Annotated in this window: 23 protein-coding genes and 3 tRNA genes; 12 read left to right on the top strand and 14 right to left on the bottom strand. The window is 69.3% G+C overall.

Annotated features, from left to right (window positions below; translation table 11 throughout):
• Window positions 1-126: 126 nt before the first annotated feature.
• The 5 genes from rplA to OG202_RS29700 all read right to left on the bottom strand — a co-directional run bounded on the left by rplA (window position 127) and on the right by OG202_RS29700 (window position 2,982).
• Window positions 127-852, bottom strand: coding sequence for a 50S ribosomal protein L1 (gene rplA / locus OG202_RS29720; protein WP_033528317.1), 726 nt, complete (start codon window positions 850-852; stop codon window positions 127-129).
• 103 nt (window positions 853-955) lie between these two features.
• Window positions 956-1,390: a 50S ribosomal protein L11 gene (gene rplK / locus OG202_RS29715; protein WP_020132675.1), complete on the bottom strand. Its 435-nt coding sequence runs from the start codon at window positions 1,388-1,390 to the stop codon at window positions 956-958.
• A gap of 179 nt (window positions 1,391-1,569) precedes the next feature.
• Window positions 1,570-2,430 carry a transcription termination/antitermination protein NusG gene (gene nusG, locus OG202_RS29710; RefSeq protein WP_327728187.1) on the bottom strand — a complete coding sequence of 287 codons (861 nt, stop codon included), beginning with the start codon at window positions 2,428-2,430 and terminating at the stop codon, window positions 1,570-1,572.
• 77 nt (window positions 2,431-2,507) lie between these two features.
• Window positions 2,508-2,795, bottom strand: a complete 288-nt coding sequence (gene secE / locus OG202_RS29705) for a preprotein translocase subunit SecE (RefSeq protein WP_326578862.1) — start codon at window positions 2,793-2,795, stop codon at window positions 2,508-2,510.
• Window positions 2,796-2,909: 114 nt separating this feature from the next.
• Window positions 2,910-2,982: transfer RNA gene (locus tag OG202_RS29700), tRNA-Trp, on the bottom strand.
• 251 nt (window positions 2,983-3,233) lie between these two features.
• On the opposite strand from OG202_RS29700, the gene OG202_RS29695 reads away from it, so the two are divergent.
• Window positions 3,234-4,460, top strand: a complete 1,227-nt coding sequence (locus tag OG202_RS29695; RefSeq protein WP_326578864.1) for a pyridoxal phosphate-dependent aminotransferase — start codon at window positions 3,234-3,236, stop codon at window positions 4,458-4,460.
• A 133-nt stretch (window positions 4,461-4,593) separates the two neighbouring features.
• Entirely contained in the window at window positions 4,594-5,625 is a 1,032-nt protein-coding gene (locus OG202_RS29690) for an adenosine deaminase (RefSeq protein WP_327728188.1), read from the top strand.
• A gap of 30 nt (window positions 5,626-5,655) precedes the next feature.
• Here the strand turns inward: OG202_RS29690 and OG202_RS29685 are convergent, their stop codons facing one another.
• The 6 genes from OG202_RS29685 to OG202_RS29660 form a co-directional block, all read right to left on the bottom strand.
• Complete coding sequence (locus tag OG202_RS29685) at window positions 5,656-6,711, bottom strand: UDP-N-acetylmuramate dehydrogenase (RefSeq protein WP_327728189.1); 1,056 nt, start codon at window positions 6,709-6,711, stop codon at window positions 5,656-5,658.
• A 438-nt stretch (window positions 6,712-7,149) separates the two neighbouring features.
• Entirely contained in the window at window positions 7,150-7,578 is a 429-nt protein-coding gene (locus tag OG202_RS29680) for a MaoC family dehydratase (RefSeq protein WP_328223886.1), read from the bottom strand.
• A gap of 7 nt (window positions 7,579-7,585) precedes the next feature.
• Entirely contained in the window at window positions 7,586-8,038 is a 453-nt protein-coding gene (locus OG202_RS29675) for a MaoC family dehydratase N-terminal domain-containing protein (protein WP_327728191.1), read from the bottom strand.
• Between the two features lie 118 nt (window positions 8,039-8,156).
• Window positions 8,157-8,321, bottom strand: coding sequence for a 50S ribosomal protein L33 (gene rpmG / locus OG202_RS29670; RefSeq protein ID WP_006347275.1), 165 nt, complete (start codon window positions 8,319-8,321; stop codon window positions 8,157-8,159).
• Between the two features lie 91 nt (window positions 8,322-8,412).
• Window positions 8,413-8,485: transfer RNA gene (locus OG202_RS29665), tRNA-Met, on the bottom strand.
• Window positions 8,486-8,531: 46 nt separating this feature from the next.
• Window positions 8,532-8,604, bottom strand: a tRNA-Thr gene (locus OG202_RS29660).
• A 376-nt stretch (window positions 8,605-8,980) separates the two neighbouring features.
• On the opposite strand from OG202_RS29660, the gene OG202_RS29655 reads away from it, so the two are divergent.
• On the top strand, window positions 8,981-10,267 hold the full coding sequence (locus OG202_RS29655) for an amidohydrolase family protein (RefSeq protein ID WP_327728192.1): 1,287 nt from the start codon (window positions 8,981-8,983) through the stop codon (window positions 10,265-10,267).
• Window positions 10,268-10,489: 222 nt separating this feature from the next.
• On the opposite strand, the gene OG202_RS29650 is transcribed toward OG202_RS29655, so the two are convergent.
• Window positions 10,490-11,563, bottom strand: coding sequence for a hypothetical protein (locus tag OG202_RS29650; RefSeq protein ID WP_327728193.1), 1,074 nt, complete (start codon window positions 11,561-11,563; stop codon window positions 10,490-10,492).
• A 133-nt stretch (window positions 11,564-11,696) separates the two neighbouring features.
• Between OG202_RS29650 and OG202_RS29645 the strand changes: the two genes are divergently transcribed.
• Window positions 11,697-12,353 carry an NAD(P)H-binding protein gene (locus OG202_RS29645; RefSeq protein ID WP_326578883.1) on the top strand — a complete coding sequence of 219 codons (657 nt, stop codon included), beginning with the start codon at window positions 11,697-11,699 and terminating at the stop codon, window positions 12,351-12,353.
• Between the two features lie 25 nt (window positions 12,354-12,378).
• Here OG202_RS29645 and OG202_RS29640 read toward each other — a convergent pair whose 3' ends face one another.
• The gene (locus OG202_RS29640; protein WP_326578885.1) at window positions 12,379-12,585 is read right to left on the bottom strand and encodes a hypothetical protein; all 207 of its coding nucleotides are present in this window, start codon (window positions 12,583-12,585) and stop codon (window positions 12,379-12,381) included.
• 361 nt (window positions 12,586-12,946) lie between these two features.
• Here OG202_RS29640 and OG202_RS29635 point away from each other — a divergent pair, with 361 nt between their 5' ends.
• Window positions 12,947-13,735 carry an NUDIX domain-containing protein gene (locus OG202_RS29635; RefSeq protein ID WP_328223885.1) on the top strand — a complete coding sequence of 263 codons (789 nt, stop codon included), beginning with the start codon at window positions 12,947-12,949 and terminating at the stop codon, window positions 13,733-13,735.
• Window positions 13,736-14,746: 1,011 nt separating this feature from the next.
• Here OG202_RS29635 and OG202_RS29630 read toward each other — a convergent pair.
• Window positions 14,747-15,754: an XRE family transcriptional regulator gene (locus OG202_RS29630; protein WP_328223884.1), complete on the bottom strand. Its 1,008-nt coding sequence runs from the start codon at window positions 15,752-15,754 to the stop codon at window positions 14,747-14,749.
• Between the two features lie 815 nt (window positions 15,755-16,569).
• Between OG202_RS29630 and OG202_RS29625 the strand changes: the two genes are divergently transcribed.
• The 7 genes from OG202_RS29625 (at window position 16,570) to traB (ending at window position 21,551) form a co-directional block, all read left to right on the top strand.
• Window positions 16,570-16,833, top strand: coding sequence for a DUF6284 family protein (locus OG202_RS29625; protein ID WP_328223883.1), 264 nt, complete (start codon window positions 16,570-16,572; stop codon window positions 16,831-16,833).
• Complete coding sequence (locus OG202_RS29620) at window positions 16,830-17,162, top strand: hypothetical protein (RefSeq protein WP_328223882.1); 333 nt, start codon at window positions 16,830-16,832, stop codon at window positions 17,160-17,162. Before OG202_RS29625 ends, OG202_RS29620 begins: the two co-directional genes overlap by 4 nt.
• A complete protein-coding gene (locus OG202_RS29615; RefSeq protein ID WP_328223881.1) occupies window positions 17,159-18,037 on the top strand; it encodes a DUF2637 domain-containing protein in 879 nt (292 codons plus the stop codon). Before OG202_RS29620 ends, OG202_RS29615 begins: the two co-directional genes overlap by 4 nt.
• Entirely contained in the window at window positions 18,037-18,378 is a 342-nt protein-coding gene (locus OG202_RS29610; protein WP_328223880.1) for an RRQRL motif-containing zinc-binding protein, read from the top strand. Before OG202_RS29615 ends, OG202_RS29610 begins: the two co-directional genes overlap by 1 nt.
• A gap of 25 nt (window positions 18,379-18,403) precedes the next feature.
• Complete coding sequence (locus OG202_RS29605) at window positions 18,404-18,898, top strand: hypothetical protein (protein WP_328223879.1); 495 nt, start codon at window positions 18,404-18,406, stop codon at window positions 18,896-18,898.
• Between the two features lie 19 nt (window positions 18,899-18,917).
• Complete coding sequence (gene traA / locus OG202_RS29600) at window positions 18,918-19,463, top strand: plasmid transfer protein TraA (RefSeq protein ID WP_328223878.1); 546 nt, start codon at window positions 18,918-18,920, stop codon at window positions 19,461-19,463.
• A 69-nt stretch (window positions 19,464-19,532) separates the two neighbouring features.
• Complete coding sequence (gene traB, locus OG202_RS29595) at window positions 19,533-21,551, top strand: plasmid transfer protein TraB (protein WP_328224738.1); 2,019 nt, start codon at window positions 19,533-19,535, stop codon at window positions 21,549-21,551.
• The last annotated feature ends 21 nt before the right edge of the window (window positions 21,552-21,572 follow it).

Raw genomic sequence — 21,572 nt, 5'->3', positions numbered from 1 at the left:
GCGGATGCCCACCCGTACGCCGAAAAGGTCCGTACGCCGAAAAGGGACGAGCCCCGCACCTCGAAAGGTTGCGGGGCTCGTCCTCGGGCTGTGCGTCCGCGACGCGGCGGCCGGTGAGCGTCAGGCTCAGACGGCGGCCGGGTCCTCCTCGACGAGGAGGTTGCGGGTGCGGTTCGAGTCGATCGGAATGCCAGGGCCGATCGTGGTGCTGATCGCGGCCTTCTTGATGTAGCGACCCTTGGCGGCCGACGGCTTCAGACGGAGGATCTCCTCCAGCGCCGCGGCGTAGTTCTCCACCAGCTTGGTGTCGTCGAACGACGTCTTGCCGATGATGAAGTGCAGGTTCGAGTGCTTGTCGACGCGGAACTCGATCTTGCCGCCCTTGATGTCGTTGACGGCCTTCACGACGTCCGGGGTCACGGTGCCGGTCTTGGGGTTCGGCATGAGACCACGGGGACCGAGCACGCGGCCGAGGCGGCCGACCTTGCCCATGAGGTCCGGGGTGGCGACGACGGCGTCGAAGTCCAGACGGCCCTTCGCCACCTCGTCGATCAGTTCGTCGGAGCCGACGATGTCGGCGCCGGCGGCGGTCGCGGCCTCGGCACGGTCACCGGTCGCGAAGACCAGGACCCGGGCGGTCTTACCGGTGCCGTGCGGGAGGTTCACGGTGCCACGGACCATCTGGTCGGCCTTGCGCGGGTCGACACCCAGACGGAAGGCGACCTCGACGGTGCCGTCGAACTTGGACGTGGAGGTCTCCTTGGCGAGACGGACGGCCTCGAGCGGGGCGTAGAGCTTGTCCCGGTCGACCTTGGCGTCCGCAGCGCGGAGAGCCTTGCTGCGCTTGCTCACAACTGCTCCTGAGTGTTCTGAAAGGAGTCGTGGTACGGGCCGAGCAGGCCCTGCCACGTGCGACCGCTCGTACGGCGGCCGCATGGTTCTACAACTGCGGTGATCAGCCCTCGACCGTGATGCCCATGGAACGGGCGGTGCCGGCGATGATCTTCGACGCGGCGTCCAGGTCGTTGGCGTTCAGGTCGGGAAGCTTGGTCGTGGCGATCTCGCGGACCTGCGCCTCGGTGATCTTGGCGACCTTGGTCTTGTGCGGCTCGCCGGAGCCCTTCTCGACACCCGCGGCCTTCAGGATCATCTTCGCGGCCGGCGGCGTCTTGGTGATGAAGGTGAAGGAGCGGTCCTCGTAGACCGTGATCTCCACCGGGATCACCCAGCCACGCTGCGACTCGGTCGCGGCGTTGTAGGCCTTGCAGAACTCCATGATGTTGACGCCGTGCTGACCGAGCGCGGGGCCGACCGGCGGGGCGGGGTTCGCCGCACCGGCGTTGATCTGGAGCTTGATGAGCCCCGTGACCTTCTTCTTCTTGGGAGGCATTGCTCTCCGGGTCCTTTCGATTCGAGTGCACCCTCACCCGGGTCGCGTCCCGGATGAAGGCATACCGCACAACGATAACGGGTATAGATGCGCGGCCAAAAACCGAGCAGGTCAGACAAGCTTTTGACAGCCCGTCTGACCTGGTCGGAAGCAGCGATTCCAGAAGTGGCCGGTGCGCGCTAGTTCTTCTGGATCTGGTCGAACGACAGCTCGACCGGCGTCTCGCGGCCGAAGATCTCGACGAGACCCTTGACCTTCTTCGAGTCCGCGTTGATCTCGTTGATGGTCGCCTGCAGCGTGGCGAACGGGCCGTCCGTGACGGTGACCGAGTCGCCGACCTCGAAGTCCAGCACCTGGACCTCGACCTTGCGGGCGGGGGCCGGCTTGCCCTCGGCCTCGGCGGCCTCGCGGGCCGCCTTCTCCTCGGCCTCCGGCGCGAGCATCTTGACGATCTCGTCCAGGGTCAGCGGGTACGGGTCGTAGGCGTTGCCCACGAAGCCGGTGACGCCGGGGGTGTTGCGGACGACGCCCCAGGACTCGTTCGTCAGGTCCATGCGCACCAGGACGTAGCCGGGGAGCTTGTTCTGACGGATGGTCTTGCGCTCGCCGTTCTTGATCTGCGCGACCTCTTCCTGCGGCACCTCGGCCTGGAAGATGAAGTCCTCGACGTTCAGCGAGACGGCGCGCTGCTCGAGGTTGGTCTTCACGCGGTTCTCGTAACCGGCGTACGTGTGGATGACGTACCACTCGCCGGGCAGGGCCCGCAGTTCCTGACGGAGGGCCTCGACGGGGTCGACCGGCTCGGTCTCCTCCTCGACGGCCTCTTCGGCTGCGTCCTCGTCCTCGGTGTCGCTCTCGGCGTCGGCGTCCTCGGCCTCGGCGTCATCCTCGACGTGCACGGCCTCTTCCTCGGCCGGCTCCCCCGCCTCGGCTTCGGCAGCCTCGAACTCGTCGACCTCGTCCGCTCCCTCGACGATGTCGAGCTCATCATCCACGGACTCGTCCGGCTCGATGGCGTCGTTCAGGTTCGGGTCAGACACGTGGCTGCTTCTTCCTGGATACATGGGGGTGGAACACGCGAAAGGGGCGCCAGGTTACGGCGCCCTTCGCTTTCGGCTCAGCCGAAGACGTACTTGGCGGCCTTGTCGAGGCCGAAGTCAATCACGGTAACGAGACCGATCATGATCACGACGAAGACGATGACCACCGAGGTGTACGTCGTCAGCTGGGAGCGGGTCGGCCAGACGACCTTCCGCAGCTCCGCGACGATCTGGCGATAGAAGATCCCGAGGCGCTTCAGCGGGCCCTTCTTGGCACGCTTGCCGCCCTTGCGGGTCTTCTTCTTGTCCTCGGGCACCTCGTCCTGGGCATCAGGCGTGTCGATGGAGCCCACGGCGTCCGTCATTCATCCTCACCTGATTCCGGTCCGGGTCGTGGCCGTGCCGCGCCCGGTCTGAGCCGCACGGCGGAACATTGCTGTACGTACATGCGCACACATCCTGGCGTGAGGAGTGTGTAGCAGGGCCGGAGGGACTTGAACCCCCAACCGCTGGTTTTGGAGACCAGTGCTCTACCAATTGAGCTACGACCCTTTGTGTTTCTCCCCCAACGTACCGCATCCGACCGAGTGCTCGGTGTGCACCTGCCGGGCGCGGCCGGTGAAGGCCAACGAGGAGAGAGCATACGTGGTCCGAGGCCTGTCGTCGAACAGAAAGCGTCCGTAGGGGCGTTGCCCGCCGAAGATCGACCGTTCGCCGGTCCGGATACGGACGGTTGTTCCCGGGCTGCTCACTGTGTGAAACCCGCGTGCCGGGCGCGTTTCCGGTCTGGAACGATGGGCCCCATGAGCGCTGCAACCCCTCCCACCGAGCGCCGGGTATCCGCGCGTATCGGCGCGATCTCCGAGTCCGCCACCCTCGCCGTGGACGCCAAGGCCAAGGCCCTCAAGGCCGCTGGGCGTCCGGTGATCGGCTTCGGCGCCGGTGAGCCCGACTTCCCGACCCCGGACTACATCGTCGAGGCGGCCGTCGAGGCCTGCAAGAACCCGAAGTACCACCGCTACACGCCGGCCGGAGGTCTGCCGGAGCTGAAGGCCGCGATCGCCGCGAAGACCCTGCGCGACTCCGGCTACGAGGTCGACCCGTCGCAGGTCCTCGTCACCAACGGCGGCAAGCAGGCCATCTACGAGGCGTTCGCCGCGATCCTCGATCCGGGCGACGAGGTCATCGTCCCGGCCCCGTACTGGACGACGTACCCGGAGTCGATCCGTCTCGCCGGCGGTGTCCCGGTCGACGTCGTCGCCGACGAGACCACGGGCTACCGCGTCTCCGTCGAGCAGCTGGAGGCGGCCCGCACGGAGAACACCAAGGTGCTGCTCTTCGTCTCCCCCTCCAACCCGACCGGCGCGGTCTACACGCGCGCGCAGATCGAGGAAATCGGCCGCTGGGCCGCCGAGAAGGGCCTGTGGGTCCTGACCGACGAGATCTACGAGCACCTGGTCTACGGCGACGCGGAGTTCCACTCGCTGCCGGTGGTCGTGCCGGAGCTGGCCGACAAGACGATCGTGGTCAACGGTGTCGCGAAGACGTACGCGATGACCGGCTGGCGCGTGGGCTGGGTCATCGGCCCCAAGGACGTCGTCAAGGCCGCGACCAACCTCCAGTCGCACGCCACGTCGAACGTCTCCAACGTGGCGCAGGTGGCCGCGCTGGCCGCCGTCTCCGGCGACCTGTCGGCCGTCGAGAGGATGAAGGAGGCCTTCGACCGCCGCCGCAAGACGATCGTGCGGATGCTCAACGAGATCGACGGCGTCCTCTGCCCGGAGCCCGAGGGCGCGTTCTACGCCTACCCCTCGGTGAAGGACCTGATCGGCAAGGAGATCCGGGGCAAGCGCCCGCAGGACACGGTCGAGCTGGCCGCGCTGATCCTGGAGGAGGCCGAGGTCGCCGTCGTACCCGGCGAGGCCTTCGGCACCCCCGGCTATCTGCGGCTGTCGTACGCCCTGGGTGACGAGGATCTCGTCGAGGGTGTCTCGCGTATCCAGAAGCTGCTGGCGGAGGCGACGGACTGACGTCCTGAGCTGCCGACCGGGGCGCTGCACCTCCGAATTCTCGGAGGTGCAGCGCCTCCTTCATGTGTGCGAGCAAGACCACGTTCGGGGATTCCGCTTTCGGTACGGCTCGGAGGTGCGGCAGGATCCTTCAATGGAGCGTGTACGTGATCTCTCTGAACTGCCCAAGGCCCATCTGCATCTGCACTTCACGGGATCGATGCGGCCCACGACCGTGCTGGAGCTGGCCGACAAGTACGGGGTGCGGCTGCCCGACGCGTTGTCGGAGGCGCTGACCAGCGGGGAGCCGCCGAAGCTGCGGGCGACGGACGAGCGAGGGTGGTTCCGGTTCCAGCGGCTGTACGACGCGGCGCGCTCGTGCGTCAGGGAGCCCGAGGACATCCAGCGGCTGGTGCGGGAGGCCGCGGAGGAGGATGTGCGGGACGGCTCGGGCTGGCTGGAGATCCAGGTGGACCCGACGTCGTACGCGCCCCGGCTGGGCGGGCTGATCCCGGCGCTGGAGGTCATCCTCGACGCGGTCGACACGACGGCGCGGGAGACCGGGCTCGGGATGCGGGTGCTGGTGGCCGCGAACCGGATGAAGCACCCGCTGGACGCGCGCACCCTGGCCCGGCTGGCGGTGCGGTACGCGAACCGGGGTGTGGTCGGCTTCGGGCTCTCCAACGACGAACGCCGGGGCATGGCGAGGGACTTCGACCGGGCCTTCGCGATCGCCCGCGAGGGAGGTCTGCTGTCGGCGCCGCACGGCGGCGAGCTGACGGGCCCGTCGTCGGTGCGTGACTGCCTGGACGACCTGCACGCGGACCGGTTGGGGCACGGGGTCCGCGCGGCGGAGAATCCGCGCCTGCTGAAGCGGCTCGCCGAGCAGCAGATCACCTGCGAGGTGTGCCCGGCCTCGAACGTGGCGCTCGGCGTCTACGAGAAGCCCGAGGACGTCCCCCTGCGGACTCTGTTCGAGGCCGGGGTGCCGATGGCGCTCGGCGCGGACGACCCGCTGCTGTTCGGCTCACGCCTCGCGGCCCAGTACGAGCTCGCCCGCCACCATCACGGCTTCACGGACGCGGAGTTGGCGGAGCTGGCCCGTCAGTCGATCCGGGCGTCGGCGGCGCCGGAGCTGGAGCGGACGAAGCTGCTGTCCGGGGTGGACGACTGGCTGGCCGGCTAGAGGTTCTGGCCGGTCAGAGGTTCTGGCCGGTCAGAGGCTGACGCCGACGGTCACCGGCTCGTTGACCAGGGTGATGCCGAAGGCCTCGCGAACTCCGGTGACGACCTCGCGGGCCAGGGCGAGCAGGTCCTCGGTGGTGGCCGCGCCCCGGTTGGTGAGGGCCAGGGTGTGCTTGGTGGAGATCCGGGCGGGGCCGGTGCCGTACCCCTTGGTGAAGCCCGCCTTGTCGATCAGCCAGGCGGCGGAGGTCTTGGTGTGGCCGTCGCCCGCGGCGTACGCGGGCGGGGTGACGCCGTCCCCGAGCCGCTCCCGCACGCGCGCGTGGAACGCGGCGAACTGCGCGTCCGTGAGGATCGGGTTGGTGAAGAACGACCCGGCCGACCAGGTGTCGTGGTCCTCGGGGTCGAGCACCATGCCCTTCCCGGCCCGCAGCTTCAGCACGGTCTCCCGGGCGTCGGCGAGGGGGACCCGGTCGCCGGGCTCGACGCCGAGCGTGCGGGCCGTCTCGGCGTACTTGACCGGCCCCGACAGGCCGTCCGCGTCCTCCAGTTCGAACCGGACCCGGAGCACGACATACCGCTCGGGCTCGCCCTTGAAGCGGCTGTGGCGGTACGAGAAGGCGCACTCGGCGTTCGGGACGGTGACCGTCTCGCGGGTGCGGCGGTCGTAGGCGACGACCTCGGTGACGGTGGAGGCGACCTCCTGGCCGTACGCCCCGACGTTCTGGATCGGCGTGGCGCCCGCGGAGCCGGGGATGCCGGCCAGGCACTCGATCCCGGCGAGCCCGGCCTCGACGGTCCGGGCGACCGCGTCGGTCCACACCTCGCCGGCGGCCAGCTCCAGCCGCGTCCCGTCGAGCGCGTAGCCCTTCGTGGCGATGACCAGCGCGGTCCCGGCGAACCCCTTGTCACCGATGACCAGGTTGGAGCCGCCGCCGATGAGCAGCAGCGGCGTACCGGTGTCGTCGGCCTCGCGGACGGCGGCGATCACCTCGTCGTCGGTGGTCGCGGTGATCAGCCGGTGCGCGGGCCCGCCCAGCCGGAAGGTGGTCAGCGGGGCGAGGGGAGCGTCGTGGAGTTCCTGCACGGGCTCAAGAGTACGAGACCGTTCCTGTGGACTGAGCGGGGGTGAGTCCGTTCGGCCGCGCGCCCCGAACGGTCTTGGGCGAGCTGGTCCCCGGCGTACTCGACCCGGGGGGGCGGCGACACGCATCCTGCGCGTGGTCCGGGCCCCGGAGGCCGGTTCCCTACGCGACCTGGCCCTCAGGTACGGCCAGAGGCGACGGGGAGGCCCTGAACCATCACTCCGGTGGAGCGGGGCCCCGCACGCTGACGCCATACCTCACGTCCCAGATCGCACGATCACGCTAACCCAAACGGCCCAGGACACCGCAAGCCCGGAAACCGACCATCACACGATCGAGCTAATTCGACCTCGTACGCACTCCTTAACAAGCCAGCTGATACCCCCGCGCCCGGGAGGGGGCGGGGGACCGTGCCAGGCGCGGCTGCGCCGCGTGGGCCGTCAGGCCAGTCGTACGACCGCGCGGGACATGCCCAGTACCTTCTGGCCGGCGCTCATCGCTGTGAGGTCCACGCGGACGGTGTTGTCGTCGAGCTTGGCGCCGACCTTGGCACTGACCTCGATGGTGGCGCCCTGGTCGTCGTCGGGGACGACGACGGGCTTGGTGAAGCGGACGCCGTACTCGACGACCGCGCCCGGGTCGCCCGTCCAGTCGGTGACGACACGGATCGCCTCGGCCATGGTGAACATGCCGTGGGCGATGACGTCCGGGAGGCCCACCTCCTTGGCGAACCGCTCGTTCCAGTGGATCGGGTTGAAGTCGCCGGAGGCGCCCGCGTACTGGACGAGGGCGGCGCGGGTCACGCCGAAGGTGCGGGCGGGCAGTTCGGTGCCGACCTCGACGTCGTCGTAGGAGATCTTCGCGGTCATCGGGTCCTCACGCCTCCTCGGCCGCGCGGGCCACGAGCTTGGTCCAGGCGGTCACGACGTGCTCGCCGGCCTCGTCGTGGACCTCGCCGCGGATGTCCAGGATGTCGTTGCCCGCCAGGGACTTGATCGCCTCGATGGTGGAGGTGACCGTGAGGCGGTCACCGGCGCGCACCGGGCGCCGGTAGGCGAACTTCTGGTCGCCGTGCACCACCCGGCTGTAGTCGAGGCCCAGCTGGGGGTCCTGGACGACCTGCCCCGCCGCCTTGAAGGTGATCGAGAACACGAAGGTCGGCGGCGCGATCACATCGGCGTACCCGAGCGCCTTGGCGGCCTCCGGGTCGGTGTACGCGGGGTTGGTGTCCCCCACGGCCTCCGCGAACTCGCGGATCTTCTCCCGGCCGACCTCGTAGGGGTCGGTGGGCGGGTAGGAACGCCCCACGAAGGACTGGTCGAGCGCCATGGGCTCGGCACCTCCTGGTTGCTCGGCGGATACGGCGGTACTGGCCGGTACGGGTCACTCAACGACGCGAGGCCGCCCCCGATCTCTCGGGGACGGCCTCGTGTACGAGCCTGATTTTCTATCGCGTTTCGCGGTGCGCGGTGTGCGCCTTGCAACGCGGGCAGTGCTTCTTCATCTCCAGTCGGTCCGGGTTGTTACGCCGGTTCTTCTTGGTGATGTAGTTCCGCTCCTTGCACTCCACGCAGGCCAGCGTGATCTTTGGGCGGACGTCGGTGGCAGCCACGTGAGTGCTCCTTGACGAACGGATGGGACAGGGTTCAACGCACAGAAGAGTAGCCGATCGAAGGACCGACCCCGCAATCGGCTACTGTCAGTAGCGGTGACCGGACTTGAACCGGTGACACAGCGATTATGAGCCGCTTGCTCTACCGACTGAGCTACACCGCTGTGATGCGATCGGATCCCGCCTTGCGACGGGAACCATTCACACCAGAGCCCCAATACGGAATCGAACCGTAGACCTTCTCCTTACCATGGAGACGCTCTGCCGACTGAGCTATTGGGGCGAGCGATGAAGACATTACACGCCCCACCACCGATCGCCCAAATCCGTTTCCCCGCCTCCCTCCGTGGGCCGTCCACGGGTCGTCCAAGGGTCGACCAGGGATCATTCGGAGGGCGTCCGGACCGCGCCCTGAGAGCGCCCCGGAGGGCTTCGTCCGTCCCGTTTCCCGAGGTCCCGTGGGTCTCAGGGGCACCACCGTGCCCGGCCCTCCCGACGATCCCCCGGCAGGTGAACCACACCGGTACGACTATTGCGCTCCTCCGAGACGAGGGCGGGTGGCCCGCCTAGGCTCGACTCACTCTGCGTGATCTTGTGTCCCCCGCTGTGTCCCCACCATGTGCGCCACCGCACAGCCGTCGCCGAGCCCCGGGAGTGCGATGCCCGACAGCCAGCCGCAGCCGTCCCACTCCTCCTCCGGCCCGCCCTCGGGCCCGGACGAGGCAGGCGCCCTGCTGCTGTGCGGTGCGCGGCTGACCGACGGCCGGGTGGTGGACGTACGGCTGGGCGGCGGACGTATCGAGGCGGTCGGCACGGCGGGCAGCCTGGGCGCCGGGACCGCCGCGCCCGGGGCGCTCGGGGCGTCAGGGGCGTCCGCCACCCGGGTGGATCTCGGCGGCCATCTGCTCCTGCCGGCCCCCGCCGAGCCGCACGCGCACGGCGACACGGCCCTGTCGGCCGACTTCGAGGGGCCGGTCCCGTACGACGGTCGGGACGTCCAGCGGCGGGCCACCGAGGCCGCGTTGCTGCAGCTCGGGCACGGCGCCACGGCGGTGCGCTCGCACGTGCACGTGGGGGACGTGCAGGGTCTGGGGGCGCTGACGGCGGTGCTCCAGGCGCAGCGGGCGCTGCGCGGGCTCGTCGAGCTGACGACGGTGGCGATGCCCCGGGTGCTGACCGGGGTGGCCGGGGCGGACGGGCTCGCGATCCTGCGGGACGCGGTCAAGATGGGCGCCTCGGTGGTCGGCGGCTGCCCGGATCTGGACCCCGACCCCACCGGCTATGTGGAGGCGGTCCTGGAGATCGCCTCCGAATACGGCTGCCCCGTCGATCTGCACACCGACGGCGACGACCCGGCCCGCCTCGCCCGGCTCACGGCCATGGCGGGCGGCCTGCGGCCCGGCGTCACCCTGGGCCCCTGCGGCGGCCTGGCCCGCCTCGCCTCCCAGGCCGCGTCCCGCGCCGCCGACCAGCTCGCCGCGGCCGGCGTGACCGTCGCCTGTCTCCCCCAGGGCGGCTGCGGCACCGTGGACCGCCGGGGCACCGCGCCCGTACGGCTCCTGCGCGCGGCCGGCGTACGCGTCGCGGCGGGCAGCGGAGCGTTGCGGGACGTGTCCAACCCCGTCGGCCGCGGCGACCCCCTGGAGGCGGCCTACCTGCTGGCCTCGCGGTACGGGCTGCGGCCCGAGGAGGCGTACGACACCGTCAGCGGGGCGGCACGCGCCGCCCTCGGGCTGCCCGAGGTGCGCGTCGAGGCCGGCTTCCCCGCCGAACTGCTCGCCGTACGCGGCGCCCGGCTCGCGGGCGTGCTGTCCCTCGCGTACAGCCGGATCGTCGTGCACCGGGGGCGCGTGGTGGCGCGCACCAGCGCGGTACGGGAGTACTGCGGCTCGGCGACGAGCGCGGCGGTGGACCTGCCTCGGCAGGGGCGGGGGGAGCCGTCGTGAGGAGAGTGAGGAGGGATGGGGTGGTGGGTGGCTCGCAGGGCGTACGTGAGGGGCGCGGGGCGCGTGTGGGCATGCGGGCGTGGGCGAGCCGCAGATGAGTGTGCGGGCACGCGCGCGTGGGGGTTCTCGTGTCTCCACACGCGCGTGCCCGAAGTGAGCAGCGGCAGCCGTCGCGCTCGGCGGCTGCTGCTCGGATACCGGGCGTCCCGCTGGGACCGCCGGTCAGACGCCGAACACCCCGCCGCCGAGCGGGCCGCCGAAGTCGTCGACCGGGATCTCGGAGGCGCCCTTGGGGGCGCTGATGTCGCCGGCCTTGCCGAAGGTGAGCACGAGGGGGGCCTTGGCGCCCTTCGGGTCGTCGGCGAGGACAGCGAGGTCGGTCTCGATACGGGTCAGGTCGCCGTTCTTGAGGGTGAAGTCGACCGCGACCTTCTTGTTCGGGGCGTCCTTCAGGTCCTTGCCCGTGGGGAGTTCGGCCCCCGGCGGCAGGTCGCCCTCGATGGGCTGGAGCTTGTCGACGATGCCGGTGAGCAGGTCGCGGAAGTTGGCCTTGGCGGTGATGACCTCGGTGCCGTTCTCGCCGTTCTTGGTCTTGAAGTCGACCTCACGGGCGACGACACCGCGGACGGCGTCGAGGATCTTCTTCTGGGTCCTGGCGTCGATCTCGTCGGAGCCGCCCGAGCCGGAGCCCCCCGCGTCCTCGGCGACCTCCTGCAGCTCGGTCTTGTTGATCTTGACCCAGTCGCCCTCGAGGACCGGCCGCAAGTGCTGCTCGCTCTCGGGGAGTTCGTCGAGTTCGTCGGCCGTCGGGAAGGGCATGCCCATCGCGTCGCCCATGGCCTGCATGTCGGCGCGGTAGTACAGGTAGTCGCCGACCATCCGGTACTCGGCGAACACGCCCTCGTCACCCGAGACCTTCATGGCGACGCCGGCGATGTCCTTCTCACCGGAGTCGGCCAGCGGCTTCTTCGACCTGACCGACACGTCGACGCGCAGCCCGGTGAAGAACTCCGCCATGTCCGGCGGCACTTCCTCGCTGTCCTCGCCCATGAGCGCGACGAGGTCGTCCGGGTCGGCGTCGAGCCGCATCCCGAAGGCCAGTGACTTCTGCTCGCCCAGCCGTTCGACGGCGCTGTCGACCTTCTGACCCGCCGTGAGGTTCTGGACCGTGCCGCACGCGGCCACCGTGACGAGCACGGCCGCGGCGCAGCCGACCCCGGTGACGGCGCGGCGGACCACGGGCGTTCCGGCGGCGGACGCGCGCTCCATGGACGTACGTACAACAGTCTTGCGCATGGCTTTACGCATGGTGGTGATGGGGTCCCCCCGTGATTCCGGCGCTCGCCGACACGGCGAACACTGTTGAGACACCTGAGACCGCGGGATGGTTGCGCGGCAAACGCGTCCGCTCGGGCGTACGGTCGGAAGCATGCGCATTGTCATCGCTGGAGGTCATGGTCAGATCGCGCTGCGGCTGGAGCGGTTGCTCGCCGCGCGCGGTGACGAGGTCGCGGGGATCATCCGCCGCGCCGAACAGACAGACGATCTGCGCGCGGCCGGTGCCGAACCGGTGCTGTGCGATCTGGAGTCCGCGTCGGCCGAGGAGGTCGCCGCGCATCTGCTGGGCGCGGACGCCGCCGTGTTCGCGGCGGGTGCCGGGCCGGGCAGTGGGGCGGCCCGCAAGGACACGGTCGACCGCGCGGCAGCGGTCCTGTTCGCGGACGCCGCGGTGCGCGCGGGCGTACGCCGCCACGTCGTCGTCTCGTCCATGGGCGCCGACCCCGAGCACCGGGGCGACGAGATCTTCGACGCCTACCAGCGGGCGAAGGGCGAGGCCGACGCGTATGTGCGCGGCCTGGACGCCCTGGACTGGACGATCCTGCGCCCCGGCATGCTGACCGACGACGCCGGCACCGGCCTCGTACGTCTGGAGGCGTCGACCGGCCGCGGTCCGATCCCTCGCGACGACGTGGCCGCGACGCTCGTCGAACTCCTCGACACCCCCGCCACCGCCGGTCTGACCCTGGAGCTCGTCAGCGGCTCGACGCCGGTGTCGGTGGCGGTGAAGTCGGTGGCGGGCAACTGACCGTTCCGAGCCGGGGAGCGGCGCTTCAGAACAGCGGCAGCTGACCGGGGAACTCGGGAACGACGAAACCGTCGAGCGCGGGCTGGGCCTCCCCGATCCGGGCCTGCCTGCGCGACCCGGGACACGAGACCAGCTCCCCGCTCGCCCCCGGCGGATCGTGCCGCGCGAACCGCCCCGCCACGACGGCGATCTCACGACGGCATTCGGGGCAGTGTCTGCGACGCGATGACATGCAGTCAGTGTGCCTCGCGACCGTTCCGACTCCCCTTGCCCGTCACACCGTCGAAGCCGTCCACGCACACGAAGAAGCCCCTTCCGAACTGCTCTCACAGTCCGGAAGGGGCTTCCCTCCACGTGGCGGCGCCAGGATTCGAACCTGGGTAGGCTAAGCCGACGGATTTACAGACCTCCTGCGATCACGGGCCCGAACCCCTTCTGACCAGGCATTTCAGGCCTCGTTGGGGCATGGCGATCGATCGCCGTCCACGTCTCGTCCTGATCATGGAAAATCTCACCTCGATGAGACCGGAGGCAGTGTGACTGTGGCCCACTACGCTGGTATGCACCACCTCAGAATGGAGAGTGCCCGGCGGATGGGACCGAAGACGGCGAAGGTCTACGAGACGATTCGTGCACGGCTCGCATCGGGCGAGTATGCCCCCGGCGACAAGATGCCCTCAGAGCGGACACTCTCCGAGGAACTGAGCATCGGCCGTACGGCCTTGCGGCAGGTGCTCGCCCGGCTCGTGTCGGAGGGCGCGCTGGAGGTTCGAGGGCGGAGTTCGTACCGGGTTCCTGGCGCAGTAAGTGTCAAGGCACCTGAGGGACTGGAGCCGTGGCGCATCCACGGCGAGCGGGATCTGTACGACAACCAGTGGGTCAAGCTCCAACTCTGGGACGTTGAACCGCCCGGTGTGGAGCGCTTCGAGCACCACGTGGTGAGGCTGCACCACGTGGCCATTACCGCCGTGCTGGACGATCAGGAACGCGTACTGATGATGTGGCGGTACCGCTTCGTCCCGCAGCAATGGGGATGGGAACTCCCCGGCGGCATCGTGGACGAAGGGGAGGACCCCGCAGACACAGCGCTGAGGGAGTTCGTGGAAGAGACCGGTTGGCGACCGAAGTCACTGGAACACGTCGTCACGTACCAACCCATGATCGGCATGGTCGACTCGCCTCACGAGATCTTCGTGGGCCACGGGGCTGAACAAGTGGGTTCGCCGACAGACCTTGAAGAGGCTGGACACATTGAGTGGGTGCCCCTTGCCGACATTCCTGGGCTGATGGCACGTGGTGAGCTGATGGGCTCTGGCACCTTGGTCGCCTTGCTCCACATTCTGGCGAGCCGGGGCAAGCAGGGGATCGCAGTCCGGAGTTGAGCGCCTACCGTGCCGGGCCGCTCTTGGTCGTATGCCGCCGGGAGCGGGCGCTAAGACCCTACGCAACCTGGCCACCAGTCGCGTGCACACCGCGCGTTTGCGCGCAAGCCGGAATGTGCGCACTCTAGAAATAGAGGGAGTGCTGGGAGGTAGCAACATGAAAGCTCCTACAGCATCGGCGACATCAGCGCCTAAGAATCAACGCGATTCGGACCCAAAGTATTGGGAGTATCCGTCGCCGCTTGGGCTCGGCGCATCACGCGACTCGATGACCGGAGGGGCGGCCCCGCTGCTGGCAGGATTCTCAATTGGGTTGATCGGTGTTATAGCGCAGGCTCCTCAATCCATCAGGTGGCCTGGTCTATCACTCCTTCTATTTGCGCTTGCCGCAACCCTACTGACAACCTGCATCCAATTTGGCTTCTGGGCACGCGCATACATATATTCCGCTCAGGACGTGCGTGACTGGTTCCCTGATTTTGACGCGACGCCGTGGCGGAAGGCGCACCTACAGCAAATACAGAGAGATCACTTCGGCCGTTGGAGGGTGTGGCATACGCGAGCGCGGCTGATGTACGACCTAGGTATCGTCTGTTTGGCATCGGCTGTAGCGCTGACTGTGGCGCCACCTAGTAGTTATGGCGACACTGGGCCGTCCAGCGCCGAAGTTGTCCTGAGGTGGATTGCCACAGGGATAGTAGGCGTCGCCGCGATAGCGGAGATTGTATGGATTTGCATGAACCTCCGAGAAAGTCACAAAGCGAAGAATCAGGTCTAGTCATGAGTGAACGTCAGAGGGGCATGAGAGAGCAGGCCCGGGAGAATCATCCCGGAGAGCGGCACATAGATCACTCTCAGCAGCGAACATCGAAGAGGCCGAATTTTTCGGCCCCGAGCGGCGGCCCGAATGAAGAGCCGAAGTGCCCGGCGCACAATATTCCTGGATGCACAGATCCTCGGTGTCAGAATAATTGAGAACTTGCCGTTTCCAGGTATGACGGACTCAGGATTTCAGAAACGGGCGCTGAGCAAGTCGACGCGTCGCCGCTGACGTACGGAGCCGGTACGACTCGCCAACAAGCGTGCCTGCCTGATGTGGGTATTCGCGTCGTCGTACTCAGCCCGCGCCAAATGCGCTTGGGCTAGATCAGCATGAAGCCCTGCGTTCGCGCGTACGAACGTCGGGTCTGCCATGCCCAAGGCGTCGTACAGGCTGATTACCGCTTCGTCGTCGCCCAGCAAGGCGAGGACGTTGCCCCGCCACCGGGCCAGATGAGCGCTGTTGAGGAAGATGCTCAGCATGTCCGGGTCGCGGTCTTCGGGGCCTGCTGGAATGCTCGCAACGGCCCTGTCTAGGGCATGTCGGCAGTCGTTCGGCATCCCAGCATGAGCGCACATCTCGGCTTCAGCGGCGTACAGCCATGCCCGGAGACGGGGCGACCCGGCTTGTCCAAGGGTTCGTTGAGCGTCGCGGACCAGGTCGACGCCGAGCGCCGGCCGACCGGCCTCGCACAGCACGTACGCCTGCTCTGCCATGGCGTGCGCGAGGTACATCGGCGCCTCAGCGTCACGTGCGGCTCGTTTCGCCAACTCGTAGTGGCGCCACGCCCGTTCTACCGCTCCCGCGTCGATTGCCTGCCATGCGGCCATGGTTGACGCCCCTGCGAGCGCGAGGGCCACGGGGCGGCGCGTATGAGGCAGTACGGCGAAGCTCAGTGCGTCTTCGAGTGCGGCGAGATGTCCCGTCACCTGATCTACAAGGCTGGCCGCGCCTAACCGTCGGTCCATCGTCCGAAGCAGCTCGGTCTGGCCGTTGAACGCCTGGACCATGGATTCGTCGACGCTGCTCGCCGAATCGATCCTGCTGAGGAGTTCGTCATACCCGTCGGCGGTCGGCGTAGCGGCCACAGGCGGGGCACCCCTCAACTCCGGGTCCGTCACTCCCATGAGCTGTCGCAGGATCACCGCGTATCGGTCCGATATGGAGCGCTTGCCGTTCTCCCACTCAGAGACGTACACCCGCAAACTCGCGGTCGACGCGACATCGGTGACATGCCGTCGGGCGTACTGCTCGATCTCGCGAACCAGTCGCTCCTGCGACCAGCCACGCGCCCTTCGCGCGCTCCGCAGTCCTGAACTCACAAGCCACCGCCCGGCGATCGATCCCCCTGCACTGACTCCTTCAGCATGCCTCACATCACCGCAGGTCAACAGGGGTTAACAGGACTGGAGTTAAGTCCTGTTGGCTACCGATCCCCCTGTCCCGAACTGTCTCCTGGAGATGCACCACGGCGGACAACAGCCGCCCGAATCAGCAAGTCATCTTGACTCTGGTGCGCACCAGATGCCAACCTTCTGGTGCGCACCAGATAGCGGAGTCGCTTCCGATTCGCGGTGCACAAAAGCATGGGGCGGGGACGCTGCAATCCCGCTAAAGGCCAGGTGGAACAGGGCTTCGGCCCGTACTGGCGAGGTGGCCCGGTGACCGCGAGCAACGGCCGGAGAGTGGGGACTTGAGCCCCCTTGCAGTGCTTCATCCCTGTTGATCTCGACTGAGAGGAACCCCGGTGTACCGACGACCTCTGTGGGCGCCGCCGCGATGGACCGGCCAGCGACGCCCGTACGGCATTCCCGGTCCGCTCTCTTCCTGGCATCGCAGCGGCTAGCGCTGCGGCCGGCTGCCTCTCCCGCCCGTCCGACCGCACTTCACGTGCTGGTCGTACGGACGGGGGCGCGGGGAGCCGGAACGTCCGACTTCAAACGGCGCGTGGCCCCGGTGTTCGAGCACCGGGGCCACTGTTCGGGCCGTACCACCCTGAGAGGAACCACGACCCATGAAGCACATCGGTGCTGTTCAGGCGGCTGTTACCCGCCACGAGTTCGACAGCGGTCCGACAGCCGCTGAGCTGGACGCGATCGAGGGCGAGATGCCGCTGATCGAGGCGGAAGTCGAGTTGCTGGACGTACAGATCAGCCTGCTCGACCAGCCGGTCACAGTGTTGGACGGTCGCCGTCTGCGGCGGGCCCGGCGCAAGGTGCTCGCCGCCCGCCGGGACCTGACCAACAAGGCCGTGGCCGGGACGGATGTGGCCGCGTGAGCGAGACCCTGACCCTGGACGACCTGGTCGTCCCGCTGCGAGCGCTGCGCCTGCTGGTGACCGACTTCGGGCACCTGGCGGCGCCGACCGTGCGCGTCTCGCCCATCTACCCCGACCGGTTGGAGCTGTCGCTCCACTCCGGTCTGTCCGACTTCGAGGCGTGGCGCGAAGCCCTGGGCGTCGCTGCCGAGGGCGTCACCTGCCACGTACAGGGCGACGGCCGGACGCGGGTTCTGCGCACGGTCGCCGCCTACGCGGGCGCCGAACTGGAGCTGATCGGCTACGGCGACGTTGACGCCCCGGTCCTGGTGGAAGCGGGTGCGGCATGAACCGGACCGGGAAGATACTGCTGGTGCTGGCCCTGGTCGCGGTGGTCGTCATGGCGTTCCGGGTCTCGTGGAACGCGCTGCGGGACGTGGCCCGCGTGATCGGCGCGGATGACACGGCCGCGACGCTGTATCCGTTCGTGGTCGACGGCCTGATGGCGCTCGCCCTGGTCGCCGCACTGGTCCTGACCGGCAAGGCACGTGACTTCGCGCTGCGGGTGCTGGCCACCTACACCCTCGCCTCACTGGTCCTCAACTACGTCCACGGACTCGTGCCCGAGCTCCACGGCAAAGCCGTGGACTGGGGACGGCTGGCCGACTGGGACCCCGCGAACTGGGCCCTGGTCCTGCTGGCCACCTCCCTCCCCGTCGGATCGATCTACTTCGGTTCCGACCTGGTGGCCAAGGTGCTCCACCACCAGCCCACCACCGCCGTGCGGGCCCCGGACGGGAAGCGTGCGGATGAACCCGCACGGCGTCCGCACACCCCCGCCGACACCCCGCTCGACCTCCCCGACCCCGCCCCCGCCCACACCCGCCCGGACGCTGCTCCGGCCGTATCGGTACAGGTGGAGGAGCGTGCGGATACCGTGCGCGCCGACGATCCGCACCCCTCGCACACCTCCCGCACGGCGGAGCTGAGCGAGGAGGAGGAAGCCGCACGCCAGGCCCAGTTCGAGGATGCGGAGCTGGAGCGTGTGCGGCAGGACGCACGCCGTACGTACGCCGAATCCGTACAGGCCGCACGCCCCCTGTCCGCCCGCGCACTCGGTGAGGCCTACGCCATGAGCGAGTCGTGGGCACGCAAGCAGATCCTCGCCGTCCGCAACGCCGACGACGCCGACCGGCCCCATCTGGTCGCCGTGGTCGGTGACTGATGGCCGCCGTACCGGTCTACGTCTGGCGCCTGGCGCCGGAGGGGCTGGCCACCCGCCGACAGCTCCGCGCCAAGGGGCTGCGGCCGGGTGGTCAGGACGTGGTGGCGCAGATCGAACGCCCCCGGCGTCGCCGTCCCCCGCTGGTCGCCTACCTCTACGAGATCGAACGGGCCAAGCCCGTGCGTCCCATGACGCCGGCGAAGTGGACGGCGCTCGGCAAGGCCAACGCCGCCCGCCGCACCTGCCCCGAGTGCCGCACCGACGCCGGCTACGTCATCCCCGTCTCGCTCGGGATGTGCGTGCCGTGCGCGTACCCCGAAGACGAACAGCGCGCCGCCTAAACCCCTTCGACCTGGGAGTTTCGCTGTGTCCAGTCGTACCCGCACCCGCACCGCCAAGGCGGCGGGTGTCCACACCGTCCGTATCCCGCGTCAGCGCGGGCGGCGCTCCGACCCGTTCGTGATCGTCGTGCCCGAACGCCCCTCCCTGACCCGCGAAGCGCTCGGCTTCGTCGGCCGCACACTGTGGCGCTTCCGCTCCGCGCTCGCCCCGACCGGCCTGTCCGTGCTCGCGTTCGTGGTGGCCGCGCTGCTGCACGCGGTCGCCTGGTGGTCCGGTCTCGTCCTCGCCCCGCTGGCCGCCGTGCCGCTGGTGTGGCTGCTGGTCATGCAGCGCCGCCGCCCCGCGCGCGGCGCCACGTTCGGCTGGCGCATCGGTCTGACCGCGCTCGCCACGGCCGCCGCCGTGTGGCTGGCGCTGGCCGCCGGGTTCGGCCCGCTCGCCGGGCCGCTCGTGCTGCTGTGGCTGCTGATCTGGATCACCGCGCAGACCGCGTGGTTCATCGTCCGCCCGTCCCGCTGACCTGAGGAGACATCGTCTGATGGCGCAGAACACCAACGGCCGGCGTCCGCGCGGGCCTGTGAACGACCCCAAGACCGGCAAGTTCGCCAACGCCGGCGCCGCCGCCGGCGGGTTCGTCGGCGCGCTCGGCGGCTCGATCGTCCCGCCGATCAACGTCACCGTGAACAACAACAAGCGCGCGGCCAGCCCGAACGGCCGCCGGCCGCACGCCGAAGCGCTGCTGCCCGCCCCGGACTTCGGCTCGCCCGCGCTGGTGCGGCACTACTGCAACACCCTGCGGGCAGCGGCCGTGACGCTGTCGATCGAGGTCGCCATGGGCACCGAGATCCTCAAAGGCGTCCTCGCGGCCGTGCCCGACCCCGAGGGCCGGGCGTTCGGCTCCCGCATCCGCGCCGCGAAGGTCGCCCGGAAGATGAACCGGGCCGCCGATGACCTGCGCAGCGCCGCGAAGAACGCCGCCGCCTGCTACGCCACGTTCCAGCAGGAGTTCGAGGAAGAGATCAACCGCGTCCGTCACCGTGCCCGCAAGCCGCAGCAGCCGGTCATGAACTGGGACCAGCAGTAAGGAGGTCGACCGATGACCAGGAACAGCAACGGCCGTCGCGTGCGGCACACCGACTTCCTCGACAACGGCATGGTCGCCGACTACACCGGCCCCGGTCTCCTGCTCGGTGAGTCCCACGGCGGCGGGGGTGGTGTGGGGGCGTACCTGCTGCACCGGGCCATGCCGCACCTTCCCCCGTGGGTGGCCACCGCCGGTATCGGCATCGCGGGTGGGCTGGGCAGTCTCCAGTGGGCGGAGAGTGCGGCGGCCGGGGTCGGTCTGACCCTTGCGTCCGTCGCGCTCACCGGGGCGACATGGTGGATGGGCAAGTCCACCACCCAGCAGCGGCGCCTCCACTCCGCCGTCACCGTGGCCGCCGGGTCGGCGTGGCTGACGGCCGCGTGCCTGGCCGGCCCCACCGCCGGCCCGCTGGACGACATGTACCTGATCGGCGGGCCGGTCCTGGCGCTGTCGTGGAACATCCGCATGATCCTGCGCCGCAACGACGACCCGGCCGGCCAGAGTTCGGATAAGGGTCTGCTGGAGAAGGTGGGGCTGGCGCGGGCGCAGATCGGCAACGCGAAGGTGGAGCCGAACCGGGTCACCGCCCCGCTCGCGGTGGAGGCCGGTGAGCAGACCAACGACGACGTGTCCAAGGCGTTGGGACGGCTCGCGTCCGCCCTCGATCTACCCACCTCCGCCGTGCGCTACCAGCCCGACCCCGGCTCCTCCCGGCGCGGCGAACTCGTCATCGTGCCTGAGGACATGCTCGCTCAGGCCGCCTACTGGGAGGGCCCGTCGAACCTGGGCGGCTCGATCGCCGATCCGCTGGTGATCGGCCGCTACGACGACGGCTCCCCGATGTACCTGTGGCTGCCCGGCGACCCGAAGGAGGGCCGCAACGGCACTCACGTCCTGGTCGCGGGCGGCACCGGGTCGGGCAAGGGCGAGACCGCCCTCAACCTCCAGACAGAGATCCTGTCCCGCCGGGATGTGCTGCTGTGGCTGTCGGACCCGAAGATGTTCCAGGACTTCCGCCCGCTGCTGCCCGGTATCGACTGGGCGGCGGAGGGCGGCACGCCGACTGAGGTCATGGTGGAGGCGATCCAGGTCGTCATCCCCGCCCGGACGCGGTGGCTGGGCCAGCACAACTACCGCCAGTGGGTCCCCGCGGCTGCCGAAGTCCAGAACGACGCCGCGCACTCGTGCCGGTCGGACGGCCGCGCGTGCGGATGCGCGGGCATGCCGTACCTGGTGGCGTGGATGGAAGAGGCCGCCAGCACCCTGCGGAACCTCGGGGACGACGCGTTCACCGGCATCGCGCAGGAAGCCCGCTCCGCCGGCGTCTCGCTGGTCGTGTCGCTTCAGCGGCCGTCGTACGACCAGATGTCCACCTCCACCCGCGCGTCCCTGCCGTCCGTAATCGCGCTCGGCTGCGACCCGCGTGACGAGTCGTTCTCCCTGCCCGACACCGTGCTCGACGCGGGCGCCCACCCCGGCGCGTGGGGTAACCGCCGCCCCGGCTACTGCTACCTGGTCACCCCCGGCATCGACGAGACCCGCTACGCGTCCCCGGGCCGTACCTGGGGGTTCGGCCCCGACGCGGTCTCGCTCATGGAGGTCCTCGCCGACTGGGCCCTGCGCAACGGCGCGGTCGCCGACCCCATCACCGCCGGCGCCGCCTCCAGCGTCGCCGGCAACGCCTACACCGGCCGCGCCGCCGGCACCGGCCCCGCCGCCATCGAGGAGGACGACGTGGACGAGATCGGGTACGGGCCGCTGGTCGACTCCGAGGACGACCACATCGACCCCGAGGCCGAACTCCCCGAGTCGGAGGAGGGCGACGACGCCCCGATCTTCGGCCAGGAGAGCGGCCGCAAGCCGACCCCGGAGGAAGCCCGCCGTCTGTTCGCTCAGGCGCTGGAGGAGTTCGAGAACGAGGGCCGCATGGTCGTCGGTCCGAAGGACTTCACCGACTGGTGCGACCGGCACAGCCTGGGACGCTCCTGGGTGTCCAAGCGCCTGAAGGCAGCCGCGCAGGAGGGCCGGTTGGAGGCGACGAACACCACCGGCCGGTGGCGCATCGTCCCCGCCCTCACGGCCGCCTGACACCCATCACATGTGACGGCA

This window comes from Streptomyces sp. NBC_00310 (assembly GCF_036208085.1).
GTDB lineage: Bacteria > Actinomycetota > Actinomycetes > Streptomycetales > Streptomycetaceae > Streptomyces.
This window is presented reverse-complemented; position numbering and strand designations above follow the sequence as displayed.

Bases quoted from the DNA above. Each gene is read 5' to 3' on its own strand.
- rplK (WP_020132675.1), bottom strand. From the start codon at position 1,390: ATGCCTCCCAAGAAGAAGAAGGTCACGGGGCTCATCAAGCTCCAGATC.
- secE (WP_326578862.1), bottom strand. From the start codon at position 2,795: ATGACGGACGCCGTGGGCTCCATCGACACGCCTGATGCCCAGGACGAG.
- OG202_RS29695 (WP_326578864.1), top strand. From the start codon at position 3,234: ATGAGCGCTGCAACCCCTCCCACCGAGCGCCGGGTATCCGCGCGTATC.
- OG202_RS29690 (WP_327728188.1), top strand. From the start codon at position 4,594: ATGGAGCGTGTACGTGATCTCTCTGAACTGCCCAAGGCCCATCTGCAT.
- OG202_RS29680 (WP_328223886.1), bottom strand. From the start codon at position 7,578: ATGACCGCGAAGATCTCCTACGACGACGTCGAGGTCGGCACCGAACTG.
- OG202_RS29675 (WP_327728191.1), bottom strand. From the start codon at position 8,038: ATGGCGCTCGACCAGTCCTTCGTGGGGCGTTCCTACCCGCCCACCGAC.
- OG202_RS29655 (WP_327728192.1), top strand. From the start codon at position 8,981: ATGCCCGACAGCCAGCCGCAGCCGTCCCACTCCTCCTCCGGCCCGCCC.
- OG202_RS29650 (WP_327728193.1), bottom strand. From the start codon at position 11,563: ATGCGCAAGACTGTTGTACGTACGTCCATGGAGCGCGCGTCCGCCGCC.
- OG202_RS29645 (WP_326578883.1), top strand. From the start codon at position 11,697: ATGCGCATTGTCATCGCTGGAGGTCATGGTCAGATCGCGCTGCGGCTG.
- OG202_RS29640 (WP_326578885.1), bottom strand. From the start codon at position 12,585: ATGTCATCGCGTCGCAGACACTGCCCCGAATGCCGTCGTGAGATCGCC.
- OG202_RS29635 (WP_328223885.1), top strand. From the start codon at position 12,947: ATGGGACCGAAGACGGCGAAGGTCTACGAGACGATTCGTGCACGGCTC.
- OG202_RS29625 (WP_328223883.1), top strand. From the start codon at position 16,570: ATGAAGCACATCGGTGCTGTTCAGGCGGCTGTTACCCGCCACGAGTTC.
- OG202_RS29615 (WP_328223881.1), top strand. From the start codon at position 17,159: ATGAACCGGACCGGGAAGATACTGCTGGTGCTGGCCCTGGTCGCGGTG.
- OG202_RS29610 (WP_328223880.1), top strand. From the start codon at position 18,037: ATGGCCGCCGTACCGGTCTACGTCTGGCGCCTGGCGCCGGAGGGGCTG.
- traA (WP_328223878.1), top strand. From the start codon at position 18,918: ATGGCGCAGAACACCAACGGCCGGCGTCCGCGCGGGCCTGTGAACGAC.
- traB (WP_328224738.1), top strand. From the start codon at position 19,533: ATGGTCGCCGACTACACCGGCCCCGGTCTCCTGCTCGGTGAGTCCCAC.